Origin of the sequence: Kutzneria buriramensis (assembly GCF_003387475.1) — a bacterium.
Lineage (GTDB): Bacteria > Actinomycetota > Actinomycetes > Mycobacteriales > Pseudonocardiaceae > Kutzneria > Kutzneria buriramensis.
The window spans coordinates 129,943-141,814 of the sequence record NZ_QUNO01000018.1 but is presented as its reverse complement, the minus strand read 5'-3'; the positions used below and the strand labels follow the sequence as shown (position 1 = coordinate 141,814).

Genomic DNA, 11,872 nt, shown 5'->3' with positions numbered 1-11,872 from the left:
TTTTAGCGGGCGGCCGCCTTGGCCCGGCCGGCGCTGACGACGGCGCCGGCGTCGCGGTCGAGGCGGAGGAACAGCAGCGCGCCGACCAGGGCGATCGCCGCGCCGACCAGGAAGCCGACGCGGAAGTCCAGCACCGACGGCACTCCCCCGCCGGCCTCGACGTGCACGACGGTCGCCGCCACGGCCACACCCATGCCGGTCGCCAGCTGCGTGATGGTGGCGTTCAAGGTGCTGGCGGCGCTCATCGACTCCGCCGGGACGTCGGCGAAGGCCAGCGTGTTGACGCCGGTGAACTCCAGCGACCGGAACGCGCCGCCGAGGAAGCACACCACCACGATCAGCGCGTACGGGGTCGAGGCGCTGAACAGCGCGCACGCCGCCAGCGACAGCGCGACCAGGATGCCGTTGCCGACCAGCACCCGCCGGAATCCGAACCGCCGCACGGTAGGCGTGGTGATCGTCTTCATCACGAGGTTGCCGGCGAACACCGTCAGCACGAGCAGGCCGGAGGTGACGGCGCTCAGCCCGAACCCGACCTGGAACAGCAGCGGCAGCAGGAACGGCACCATGTTGATCGCCAGCCGCAGCAGCGAGCCCTCCGCGGAGGTCGCCGTGTACGTGCGGATCCGCAGCGGCGAGAGGTCCAGCATCGGGGTCGGGTGCCGGCGCGCGTGCCGCACGGCGACCGCCCCGACCGCCAGGCCGAGGATCAGCACACCCGCCGTGAGCAGCCAGTTCGTCGCCCCGCCGGCCAGGTCCATGCCGTACACCAGGCACGCGATCGCCACCGCGCTCAGCGCGAAGCCCAGCCCGTCGAACGGCCGGAGCTGACGTTGCGACGGCTTGATCACCAGCAGCGCCGAGACCAACGCGACCAGCCCCAGCGGCACGTTGATCAGGAAGATCCAGCGCCAGGACGCGTACGTGGCGATCACGCCGCCGACCGGCGGCCCGAGCACCGGCGCGATCAGGGCCGGCCACGTGATGATGGCCGTGGCCGCCATCAGGTCCGCCTTCGCGGCGCCACGCAGCACGACGGTCCGCCCCACCGGCACCATCATCGCGCCGCCGACGCCCTGCACGACCCGGGCCAGCACGAACTCCCACAGCGTCTGCGACCCCGCGCACAGCACCGACGCCAGCGTGAACACGACGATCGCCACGCAGAACACCCGCCGCGCGCCGAACCGGTCCGACAGCCAGCCGCTGAGCGGGATCATCACCGCGACGGTCAGCAGGTACGCAGTCACCCCGAGGCCGGCGTCGACCGCGCCCACCCGGAACGAGCCGGCGATGCCGGGCAGCGCGGTGGTGATCACGGTGCCGTCCAGCAGCTCCATGAAGAACGAGCCCGCCACGATGACGGCTACCAGTCGACTGCTCACACTCGGCAACCTAGGTCGGCGACGGCCCGCCTGTCATGTGGGATGTGACCTAGACGTGGGTCGGCACGCCCCCGATCCGCAGCAGCGCGTGCGGGTAGACGCCGTGACCGAGCTGGCGGGCCAGCCCGTCGCGCACCTCGTCCAGCTTGATCAGCCTGGTCACCGGCCGGATCGCCAGCCCGAACGCGGACGCCGACAGCCGGGCGTTCTGGATCGCCGCGCCGGCCAGCACGTGATCGCGCGGGGTGTCGCCGCTGGTCGTGACGACCAGGATCGGGTCGGCCACCAGCCGCGCCGCGATCGAGCACACCGCGTCGGTGTACGGCTCGGCGGCCATCGTGGCGAGCGGCCCGAACTGGCCGGCCAGCTGCGCGACCGGCGTCGTCTGCTGCGGGGTCAGCCAGGGGGCCAGCTCGTCGGCGCACCAGCGGTCGCCGTCCATGCGCCTGCCGGCGTGCAACACCAGCCGCGCCACCTCCATCGCCGCCGTCCGGTCGCTGAGCAGCCGCAACTCCGTGCCGGGGCACCAGTTGGAGGCGACCAGCTTGGCCACCGCCGCCGAGTCCGGGACCCACTCGGACGGCTCCGCCCAGTACGGGTGCATGCGCTCGATCTGCCGGTGCAGCAACGTCTCCCGGTCGGTCGGCGGCGCCGGCGAGAGGGCCTTCACGGTCGCGACCAGATCCGGGGCCGTGCCGTCGCCGGCCAGCTCGATGGTGGAACGCCAGCCGAGCACCCGCATGGCCAGGAACAGGTTGGCCAGGGCGGTGCCGCAGTACAGCAGGCGGTTCACGCCGGCGCGCTCGTAGCGCGTGCCCGGGCCCAGCTCGAACAGGGACGCCGCGCGCTCGCCGAGCTGGAGCACGTACGGGCGCTCGGGGTGCAGCACGGGGGCGTGGCGAATCGCGTTGAGCAGCGTGGTCGCCTCGAACTTGGTCCACTGGTCACCGGAATTGCGCCGGGTCAGCACAACGGTCCTCCGAACGTTCGCCGGTCTTCGTGAGATCACTCCCGAACGTGAAGACGCCTGCCGGCCACTTCGCGTTCACCACTTTCGGGCAGGACCTTCGACACTGCCCCGGATTCGGCCGCGCGGACTAGGGTTGGGTGTGCCCACCCGAGTGTTCCTGGTCGACGACCACGAGATCGTCCGGCGCGGCATCGCCGACCTGCTCGACGACGAACCCGACCTCCTGGTCTGCGGCGAGGCCGCCTCGGCGGCCGAGGCACTGGCCCGGATTCCCGCGACCAGACCCGATGTCGCCGTGCTCGACGTGCGCCTGCCCGACGGCAACGGCGTGGAGCTGTGCCGCGAGCTGCGGACGCGGATGCCCGAGCTGCACTGCCTGATGCTGACGTCGTTCTCCGACGACGAGGCCCTGCTCGACGCGATCATGGCCGGGGCGGCGGGTTTCGTCCTCAAGCAGGTCCTGGGGCACGATCTGCTGGCGGCGATCCGCACCGTCGCCGGCGGCCAGTCGCTGTTGGACGGACGGACCACCGCCGCGCTGATGAACCGCCTGCGCCGCCAGCGCGACGACGCCGATCCGCTGCGGGAGCTGTCCGACCAGGAGCGGACCGTGCTGGAGCTGATCGGCGACGGCCTGACCAACCGCCAGATCGCGGAACGCATGTTCCTGGCGGAGAAGACCGTGAAGAACTACGTGTCGCACCTGTTGGCCAAGCTCGGCATGCAGCGCCGGACCCAGGTCGCCGTGCTCGCCACCGAGCTCCGCAGCCGCGACAAGACCTGAGAACCCCCGCGAGTCGCGCTCTGGGACACACCGAATGTAGGTTTCAGGCAGGAATGAGCCGTGAGGCTCGGTTCTGCCTCAGAACGACATTCGGTGTGTCTGTGAGCGCGACTCGCCGGGGTCGTCACGGCAGGGGGACGCGCCAGGTGAGGAGGGTGCCGCCGGATTCCCTTGCCACCACGTCCAAAGTGCCGCGGCAGGCGCGGGCCCGTTCGGCGAGGTTGGCCAGCCCGCTCCGCCGAACATCCGACGGTATGCCGATCCCATCGTCACCGACGCGGATGACCAGGTCCTCCCCCGCGTCCACGGCGAGCGTCAGCTCGGTCGCCCGCGCGTGCCGAAGGGCGTTGCTCACGGCCTCCCGCACCACGGCGTCGGCGTGCTCGGCGACCGACGGCGGCACCAAAGTGTCGACGGCGCCGGAGATCCGCACGGACGGGGTCGGCGAAGCGTCGGCGGTGAGCTCGGCGACGGTGTCCAACAGCCGCCGCCGCAGGCCCTCCATGCCGTTGCTGCCGGAAGTGTGCAGGTCGAAGATCGACGTGCGGATCTCCCGCACGGTCTCGTCCAACTGCTCGACCGCCTTCTGGATACGCGCCCGCACGTCCAGATCGGCGGCGCGGCGCAGCGTGCCCTGGAGCCCAAGCCCGGTCGCGAACAACCGCTGGATCACGTGATCGTGCAGGTCGCGGGCGATCCGGTCGCGGTCGGCGAGCACCGCGAGCAGCCACTGCGTGCGCTGCTTCTCGGCGAACTCGATGGCCACCGCCGCCTGGTCCGCGAACGAGCTCAGCAGCGGCACCTCGGCCGGCTCCAGCGACGGGGATCCCTTGTCCCGCAAGGCGATCAGCACGCCGGTGGCGCCGCCGGCCGACCGCAGCGCCACCGCCACGGCGGGCCCGAACTCGGCGGCGTCCGCGCCGAGCTCGCCGCCGAGCGCCTCGGCCAGGTCCGGGATCAGCCGGGGCACGCCGTCACGGGTGATCGCGGCCAGCACCGATCCGCCGTCGGTCAGCTGCCGCCCGACCAGCGCCGACCCGCCCGGGCCGGCGTAGGAATGCACCCGCAGCACGTCGGCTTCCTCGTCCACCAACAGGATCAGCGCGTGGTCGGCCTCGGCCAGCTCACGGACCCGCCGCGCCACCATCTGGAGCGCGTCCGTCGCGGTGCAGCCGGCCAGCAGCTCGGCCCGCACCTCCGACGACGCCTCCAGCCAGCGCTGCCGGCGCCGGCTCTGCTCGAACAGCCGCGCGTTCTCCACGGCCACTCCGGCCGCGGTCGCGAGCGCTTCCACCACTGACACGTCTTCCTCGGTGAACCCGCCGGGCCCGCGCTTCTCGGTCAGGTACAGGTTTCCGAACACCTCGTCGCGCACCCGCACCGGCACGCCGAGGAACGTTCGCATCGGCGGGTGGTTCGCCGGCACTCCCATCGCGGCCGGATGCTGCGTGAGGTCGTCCAGCCGCAGCGGCTTGGGGTCGTGGATCAGCACGCCCAGCAGCCCGTCCCCGGTCGGCAGCGCCCCGATGCGCCCCCGCGTCGCGTCGTCGACGCCCACATCCACCAGCTCGGCCAGCTCGCGGTTCGCGCCGAGCACCCCCAGCGCGCCGTAGCGCGCGTCCACCAGATCCACGGCGGCCCGCACTATCCGGCGCAGCGTCGATTCCAGCTCGATGCCCGACGACACCGAGAGCACAGCGTCCAACAGCCCCTGCAACCGCTCCAACCGCGCAGACCCAGGTCTCCGCTCCCGCACAACCTCACTCCAGCTCCGCCCCGCGACCCCATGATGATCCAGATCCACGGCCGTCCGCGTGACCGCCGAACGGCCGTCGAGGGATCACCCTGACGGCGGGGGCAGCCGGCGTCCGGTGAGCACCTCCAGTCCGACGGCCACGAAGCGGTCCTGGTCGCCGGATCCCCACCTTCTCAGGCCACTCGCCGCAGCGCGTTCGTCCGGACGCACGGATCGGGTGCGTCCGATGCCCAGCACGCTCCAGCCGCCCGTCGGCCCCATCTCGTCCGCCTCGAACGCCACGACTGCCGCACGCGTCGCCGCAGCCAGCCGGCCGGCGCCGGACACCCGCAGCAGCACGGCGCGTCCCCGCAGCAGGAAGTACACCGGCAGCACCGACGGCATCGCCCGGTCGGTGACGGCGATGCGCCCGAGCGGCACGGATGCCAGCAGCCGCAGGCACTCCGCCTCGTCGAGCGCGGTGAGCCCGGTCGAGTCGGTCCCCGCGGCGGACTGATCGAGACTCATGGAGTCATAGTCGACCGGAAGGGGGCGCGTCGACAGCGACAAGAGGCCCTTCAGGCCGGGACCTTCGACCCTGGGATGATCGGCCCATGCGACACGCTCTGGTGCTCGGTGGCGGCGGACTCGCCGGCATCGCCTGGGAAATCGGCCTGCTCACCGGACTCGAGGAGGCGGGCGTCACCGTACGCGACGCCGACCTGGTCGTCGGCACGTCCGCCGGCTCGGCGGTGGCCGCGCAGCTGGCCAGCGGGCTGCCGCTGGCGGAACTGCTGGCGCGGCAGGTGGATCCGGCCAAGCAGACACCGGAGATCCCGGTCGACTTCGACGTGGCGAAGTTCGCGGCGCTGTTCAGCTACGACCCGGCGAACCCGCCGGACCGCGAGGGCCTGCGGCGGGAGATGTGCCGGGTCGCGCTGCTCGCCGAGACGGTCAGCGAGGCGGACCGGCACGCGGTGATCGAGGCCCGGGTGCCGGTCGACGCGTGGCCGGCCGAGCAGGAGCTGCGGATCGTCGCCGTCGACGCGAACACCGGCGCGGAGCGGATCTTCGACCGCGACAGCGGAGTGAGCCTGGTGGACGCCGTGGCCGCGAGTTGCGCGGTGCCGGGCGTGTGGCCGCCGGTCACGATCGGCGGCACCCGCTACGTCGACGGCGGCGTGCGCAGCGCCGAGAACGCCGATCTCGCCGCCGGTCACGAGATCGTGCTGGTGCTCCAGGCGATGGAAGCGCAGGGCCTCACCGACCTCGACGAGCAGGTCGCGGCGCTGCGGGCGCAGGGGTCGACCGTGGTCGTGGTGAAGACCGACGAGGACGTGCTGGCCGCCATGGGCGCGAACCCGCTGGACCCGGGCGTGCGGACGCCCACCGCGCTGGCCGGGCAGCGCCAGGGCGCCGCGCTGGCCAAGATGATCTCCGCCTTCTGGCACTGATCACACAGCCCGTTCGGCGGCAGCCGAACCCGTGTGCGCGCTGTCACACTTGCAGTTCTGCGGCTACCGGGAGGACCCGCCATGCTCGGTCTTCGTGCCCTCGCCCGCTTGTTCCACCGGCGACCGGCCGGGCCGGCGGTGCCCAGTCCGCGGCTGGCCGAGGTGATTCCGCTGGCCCTGGCCGAGAAGGCGATGGCCGACGGCTGCCCCACACCCGACCAGGAGCTCATGCTGATGGCGGCGGGCAGTCCCGCGCACCTGGCCCGCCGCCACTGGACTCTCTGCCGCGCGTCGCGATCTTCGGCGTCGCGGCTCGGCCCCCTTTAAGCCGATGCCTCGCCCTTGCTGGATTTCGACCGCCGCATCGGCTCGGTGGTGGGGCGCGTCGGGTGGCGGCGATCGAAATCCAGCAATCGGGCAAAGCATCGGCGGGGCCTCGCGGCTCCCCTGATCACCGGGGGTCGTCTCCGTCCTAACCGATCCGCTGACGGACCAGGTCGGACTCCTTCAGCGGGTCCACGATGTCCAGACCGCCGGCGGTCTTCGGGTTGGGGCGCAGCACGAAGGACTGCCGGCTGGACGGATAGTTCGAGGACGAGAACAGCAGCGGCGCGGTGAGCCCGCCGGTGTCCACACCGGTCAACTCGTGGAACGCCTTCTGCACGCCGGGACGGGTCAGGTCGCCCTCGTCGCAGGCCCGCTTGAGGATCGCGCCGTAGCCGATGCCGACGACGTAGCCGTAGTCCACGGCCATCGACGGCTTTCCGTTGGGGAACTTGGCCTTGTACGCGGTCGCCAACTCCTCGGCGGCCGGCAGTTTGGCCCCGAACGGCGCGACCGAGGACGACACCAGCACGAGCTGCTGGAACGCGGGGCCGACCGGGCTGGCCAGCACGGACGGGTCGAAGCCCGGATTGGACACCAGGAACGGCACGTTCAGCCCGATCGCCGCGGCGGTGCCGACGGCGACCGCGGTCTGCTGCGGATACGTGCTGATCGCGATCGCCTTGGCGCCGGCCGCCTTGAGCTGGGCGATCTCGGCGGTGAAGTCGGTCTTGGTCGCCGCGACCTGGATGGCCTTGAGCTGGAGCCCCAGCTTGTCGGCGACGAACTGGCTGCCCAGCAGCGCGTTCCCGCCGTACTCGGGGTCGTCGTTGTAGATGTGGCCGATCACGTCGCCCTGGTGCAGCATGCCCTGGCGCACCAGGTAGTCGAAGCTGTTGATCACGTCCAGGTCGTACGTGGCCCCCACCACCACCATGTACGGGTTGCCCAGCAGGTCGCTGGACCACGACGTGGGCGCGGCCATCACCTGCTGCTGCAGCATGTCCGGGGTGATCTTGCTGGTGATGTCACTGCCCACCACCTGCAACAGGCCCAGCACGGTGGGCTCCATCTTGAAGTAGAGCTGCACCGCCTTGTCGGTGTCGAAGCCGGTGTCCTGCACGTCCAGCTCGACCTTGCGGCCGCACACGCCGCCGGCGGCGTTGAGCTTGTCCACGTACAGCTGGTTGCCCTGCACGACCGCCTCGCCCAGCGGGCCGAACGGGCCGGACAGGTCGCTGAGCACACCCAGGCGAATGGCTGTGTTGCTCACGCCGGTGCCGGTCTTCGCGGGCGGCGACGGCGTCCCGCAGGCGGCAGCCGCCACTGCGAGAACCACAAGTGACGACAGCGCTGCGGAACGTGGCCGCAAGAAACGGGGTCTGCAGGGGAACACCACACGAAGGTAGCTTGCGGATCGGCCGAGTCACGTTTTCGTACGACAGTTACCGGGAGTATTACTCCACTCGGCCGATCAAGCGCCTCGGGTTCGGCTCAGCTGGCCCACTCCAACAGCGGCCTGGAGTGCTCCGGATTGCGCAACTGGGCCAATGCGCCCTTCTCCAGCTGCCGGACACGCTCACGGGTCAGCCCGACACGCTCGGCAACCTCCTGCAGGGTGCGGGGGTTGCCGCCGTCCAGCCCAAAGCGCAGGCTGACGATCAGCGCCTCCCGCTGCGGCAGCGTGTTGACGACCGCGCGCACCGACTCGGTCATCGCCTCCCGCTCCAGCACCTCGCTCGCGCGCACCGAGTCGGTGTCCTCGATCAGGTCCGACACGGTGGTCTCGCCGTCCTCGCCGACGGTGGCGTCCAGGCTGGTCGCCTCGCGGCTGGCGCGGCGCAGCTCGTCCACCCGCTCCACGGCCAGGCCGACCTCCTCGGCGATCTCGGCCAGCGAGGGCTCGCGCCCGAGCCTGAGGTTGAGCTGCCGGTCCGCCTTGGCGATCCGGTTCACCTGCTCGACGACGTGGACGGGCAGCCGGATCACGCGCGAGGTCTCCGCGACGCCGCGCTCGATCGCCTGCCTGATCCACCACATCGCGTAGGTGGAGAACTTGAAGCCCTTGGCGTAGTCGAACTTCTCGACCGCCCTGATCAGTCCCAGGTTGCCCTCCTGGATCACGTCCAGGAACGGCAGCCCGCGGTGGCTGTACTTGCGGGCGGTGGAGACCACCAGCCGCAGGTTGGCCCGAATCATGTGATCGCGCGCCGCCTCGCCGTCCCTGGCCAGCATGGCCAGGTCGTCACGGGTCCGTTCCCCCAGCTCGCCCGTGCGCAGCAGCTCGGCCGCGTACACGCCCGCCTCGATCCGCTTCGCCAGCGCGACCTCTTCGGGCGCCGTCAGCAGCGGGGTGGTCCCGATGTCGGCAAGGTAGTGGCGCACCAGGTCCTGGTCGCCATCGGTCGCGACCCGCTGCCTGGGCGTCCTCACCTCAGCCACGATGACCTCCTCACTCAACGCCGGCCCCGAGCGCGCAGGGCTGTCGCTCTGCTACGTTCGAGGAAGCGCGAACTCCGGGAGCCGGTCGGCCCCTCTCGGTGTGTCCGCATGCTGTCCAACGCGAGTACGGGACGGTTAATTCCACGTAGCGTGACGTCGGTTGCCGACGTCAGCCACGTCACACCCGCTAGTTGCGGCTCTGCCCGACGCGGACCAGCAGCTCCTCGACGCTGATGCCGTTGCTCACGGTGTCCGCGCGGTGCCGGCCCGACTCCGGCTCGCGCATGTCGATCAGCTCTGTCAGCCCGGCTTCCGGCTCCGCCCATGCCGCGAAGTCACTGTTGACGCTCATCCCAGGTTCCTTTCCCCGACCTCTGCCCCTTCTCTTACCCTCTCGACACGGATTTCACTCCCGAAATAAGGGTTCAGGTAATTCTGATCACGTCGAAGACGTCGAAACGGGAAACCGGTCGGGGACGGAGGTCCCTTCGGGCGCGCCGTTCCGGGACGGCACGGGGGAGAGTCCCGGAACGGCGACGGGGGTCGGCGGGGCGCCAGCGGATGCACGGCATTCGGGACTGCCGCGACTCGCGGATGTGAGGGGATTCATCGACGCGGTCTCCGCGGCTCGCTCGCCGCCGACCACCTCCTACAACGTGGGACGCTCCCGTTCTGTTCCCTCGATGGCGGCATCGATCCGGGGCATCACCGGCAGGTTCTCGGGACTCCCGGGCTGGCACGGAATGAACACCGCCGGGGTGCCCGAAGGCGCCACGCCGGTGCCCAGTTCCGTGAGTCGGTCACGCAGCAGCACGATGACTTCGTCGCGCCGGCCGTGCACCCATTCGTAACCCAACAACTGGTGGAGTTCGTGTGCGGTCAGGCACAGGATTGCCTCGGCCAGCTCACCGAACGTGAGCCGGGTGTAGTTGCGGAGCGGAAGTGCCGCGGAGCTGTCTGGCATTGTGGGTACCTCCTGCCCTCGCTGGGCCGGTACCAGCAAGAATGCACCATCGCCCTGCCCACACGCGCGCCCGTTTAATCCCGGTTCATCCAGAACCACACGCTCGGCCTAGCGAAACAGCCAGTAATCACCCGAATGCCGACCGTGGTCGCGATACCGGACGCGCACGGAGCGTAGCCATGGCAGGCTGAGCCGATGACGGTGACTGGTTGGGTCGCGCAACGGTTGCTGAAGCTGCCGCCGGCGACGGCGCGCAAGGTGAGGGTCGAGCGGGACCTGAAAGTGCCCGCCGACGACGGTGTGACGCTGCTCGCGGACCACTGGGCCCCGGAGGGCGCCGACAAGCTGCCCACGGCGCTGGTGCGGTCCCCGTACGGGCGGCGCGGGCCGCTCGGCTGGCTGATGGGCCGGCTGCTGGCCGAGCGCGGCTTCCACGTCGTGGTGGTCAGCACGCGGGGCACCTTCGGCTCCGGCGGCGGCGAGTTCCGGGCCATGCGGCACGAGCGGGCCGACGGCCAGGCGACGCTGCGCTGGCTGGCCGAGCAGCCCTGGTTCGACGGCTCCGTCGTCCTGGTCGGCGCCAGCTACCTCGGCTACACCCAGTGGGCCGTCGCCGCGGGCGCGCCGCCGCAGGTGAAGGCGATGGTGCCGCACGTCACGTCGTCCCGGCTGGCCATGACCTTCCTGCGGCCGGGTCGCATCGAGATGGAAACCCTGATGAGCTGGTCGGTGATGACCGCCACCCAGGAACGCCGGTTCGCCATGCTGCGCAACGCCTTCGGCCGCCGGAAGACCGAGGCGGCGATGCTCACCCTGCCGCTGGTGGACGGGGACAAGGCCGCGCTGGGCCGGGATTGGCCCTTCTACCAGGACTGCGTGCACCACGACCAGGACGACCCGTACTGGAAGAACGAGGACTTCACCGACACCGTCGGCGAGGTGACGCTGCCGGTGAGCTCCATCGCCGGCTGGTACGACATCTTCCTGTCCGACCAGCTCCGCGACTACCGGGCCCTCGTCGAGGCCGGGCGGCCGCCGCGGCTGACGATCGGCCCGTGGGCCCACTCCGACCCGCGGGGCATCTCGGCGTCGATCTGGGAGACCGTGCGCTGGGCCGGGCCGCTCGCGCGCGGCGCCAAGCCCAACTACCGCGCGCCGGTGCGACTGTTCGTGATGGGCGTCAAGGAGTGGCGGGAGTACGACCAGTGGCCGCCCGCCGGGTACACGCAGCAGCGCTGGCACCTGCTCGCCGGCAACGCGCTGGGCAGCACCCCCGGCGGCTTCGTCGTGCCGACGGCCTTCACGTACGACCCGTCCAACCCGACGCCGTCGGTCGGCGGCGCGAAGTTGGAGGCCCGGGGCGCCGGGGCCGTGGACAACCGGAAGTTGGAGGCGCGGGACGACGTCCTGACCTTCACGTCGGACGTGCTGGACGCCGACCTCGAGGTGATCGGCGAGGTCGGCGCCGAGGTGTGGCTGCGGTCCGACCGGCCCGCCTGCGACCTGTTCGTGCGCCTGTGCGACGTGGATCGGCGCGGCCGGTCCGTGAACATCTGCGACGATCTGGTCAAGGTGCGGCCGGACGGCATCACCAAGGTCACCGTCGAGCTGTCGCCCACCGCGCACGTGTTCAGGCGCGGCCACCGGATCCGGGTCCAGGTCGCCGGCGGCGCGTTCCCCCGCTACGCCCGCAACCTCGGCAGCGACGAGCCCTTCGCCACCGCGACCACGCCGTATCCGACCCGCTTGGAGGTGTTCCACGACGCCGCGCACCCGTCTGCCATTCTGTTGCCGGTCAAGTGATCCGGTGACAG

At 71.1% G+C, this 11,872-nt stretch carries 12 protein-coding genes; 4 read left to right on the top strand and 8 right to left on the bottom strand.

Annotation, left to right across the window (positions count from 1 at the left end; translation table 11 throughout):
* Positions 1–2 precede the first annotated feature (2 nt).
* A complete protein-coding gene (locus tag BCF44_RS41655; RefSeq protein WP_246016112.1) occupies positions 3–1,385 on the bottom strand; it encodes an MFS transporter in 1,383 nt (460 codons plus the stop codon).
* Between the two features lie 49 nt (positions 1,386–1,434).
* A complete protein-coding gene (locus BCF44_RS41650) occupies positions 1,435–2,355 on the bottom strand; it encodes a hypothetical protein (protein ID WP_116180022.1) in 921 nt (306 codons plus the stop codon).
* A 139-nt stretch (positions 2,356–2,494) separates the two neighbouring features.
* On the opposite strand from BCF44_RS41650, the gene BCF44_RS41645 reads away from it, so the two are divergent.
* Positions 2,495–3,139, top strand: a complete 645-nt coding sequence (locus tag BCF44_RS41645) for a response regulator (protein ID WP_116180021.1) — start codon at positions 2,495–2,497, stop codon at positions 3,137–3,139.
* A 124-nt stretch (positions 3,140–3,263) separates the two neighbouring features.
* On the opposite strand, the gene BCF44_RS41640 is transcribed toward BCF44_RS41645, so the two are convergent.
* Entirely contained in the window at positions 3,264–4,835 is a 1,572-nt protein-coding gene (locus BCF44_RS41640; RefSeq protein WP_246016126.1) for a sensor histidine kinase, read from the bottom strand.
* Between the two features lie 144 nt (positions 4,836–4,979).
* A complete protein-coding gene (locus BCF44_RS41635) occupies positions 4,980–5,402 on the bottom strand; it encodes a pyridoxamine 5'-phosphate oxidase family protein (RefSeq protein ID WP_116180019.1) in 423 nt (140 codons plus the stop codon).
* An 86-nt stretch (positions 5,403–5,488) separates the two neighbouring features.
* Here BCF44_RS41635 and BCF44_RS41630 point away from each other — a divergent pair, with 86 nt between their 5' ends.
* Positions 5,489–6,328 carry a patatin-like phospholipase family protein gene (locus BCF44_RS41630; RefSeq protein WP_116180018.1) on the top strand — a complete coding sequence of 280 codons (840 nt, stop codon included), beginning with the start codon at positions 5,489–5,491 and terminating at the stop codon, positions 6,326–6,328.
* 81 nt (positions 6,329–6,409) lie between these two features.
* A complete protein-coding gene (locus BCF44_RS41625) occupies positions 6,410–6,655 on the top strand; it encodes a hypothetical protein (RefSeq protein WP_116180017.1) in 246 nt (81 codons plus the stop codon).
* A gap of 145 nt (positions 6,656–6,800) precedes the next feature.
* Here BCF44_RS41625 and BCF44_RS41620 read toward each other — a convergent pair whose 3' ends face one another.
* The 4 genes from BCF44_RS41620 to BCF44_RS41610 form a co-directional block, all read right to left on the bottom strand.
* Entirely contained in the window at positions 6,801–7,979 is a 1,179-nt protein-coding gene (locus BCF44_RS41620; RefSeq protein ID WP_170218039.1) for an ABC transporter substrate-binding protein, read from the bottom strand.
* A gap of 167 nt (positions 7,980–8,146) precedes the next feature.
* Positions 8,147–9,094: a sigma-70 family RNA polymerase sigma factor gene (locus BCF44_RS41615; protein WP_246016111.1), complete on the bottom strand. Its 948-nt coding sequence runs from the start codon at positions 9,092–9,094 to the stop codon at positions 8,147–8,149.
* A 187-nt stretch (positions 9,095–9,281) separates the two neighbouring features.
* Positions 9,282–9,446 (bottom strand): hypothetical protein, encoded by a 165-nt coding sequence (locus BCF44_RS56070; protein WP_170218038.1) that lies wholly within the window; start codon positions 9,444–9,446, stop codon positions 9,282–9,284.
* Between the two features lie 297 nt (positions 9,447–9,743).
* Positions 9,744–10,058 carry a hypothetical protein gene (locus BCF44_RS41610; RefSeq protein WP_116180014.1) on the bottom strand — a complete coding sequence of 105 codons (315 nt, stop codon included), beginning with the start codon at positions 10,056–10,058 and terminating at the stop codon, positions 9,744–9,746.
* A 195-nt stretch (positions 10,059–10,253) separates the two neighbouring features.
* On the opposite strand from BCF44_RS41610, the gene BCF44_RS41605 reads away from it, so the two are divergent.
* Entirely contained in the window at positions 10,254–11,861 is a 1,608-nt protein-coding gene (locus BCF44_RS41605) for a CocE/NonD family hydrolase (RefSeq protein WP_116180013.1), read from the top strand.
* The last annotated feature ends 11 nt before the right edge of the window (positions 11,862–11,872 follow it).

Bases quoted from the DNA above. Each gene is read 5' to 3' on its own strand.
- BCF44_RS41635 (WP_116180019.1), bottom strand. From the start codon at position 5,402: ATGAGTCTCGATCAGTCCGCCGCGGGGACCGACTCGACCGGGCTCACC.
- BCF44_RS41625 (WP_116180017.1), top strand. From the start codon at position 6,410: ATGCTCGGTCTTCGTGCCCTCGCCCGCTTGTTCCACCGGCGACCGGCC.
- BCF44_RS41610 (WP_116180014.1), bottom strand. From the start codon at position 10,058: ATGCCAGACAGCTCCGCGGCACTTCCGCTCCGCAACTACACCCGGCTC.
- BCF44_RS56070 (WP_170218038.1), bottom strand. From the start codon at position 9,446: ATGAGCGTCAACAGTGACTTCGCGGCATGGGCGGAGCCGGAAGCCGGG.
- BCF44_RS41605 (WP_116180013.1), top strand. From the start codon at position 10,254: ATGACGGTGACTGGTTGGGTCGCGCAACGGTTGCTGAAGCTGCCGCCG.
- BCF44_RS41630 (WP_116180018.1), top strand. From the start codon at position 5,489: ATGCGACACGCTCTGGTGCTCGGTGGCGGCGGACTCGCCGGCATCGCC.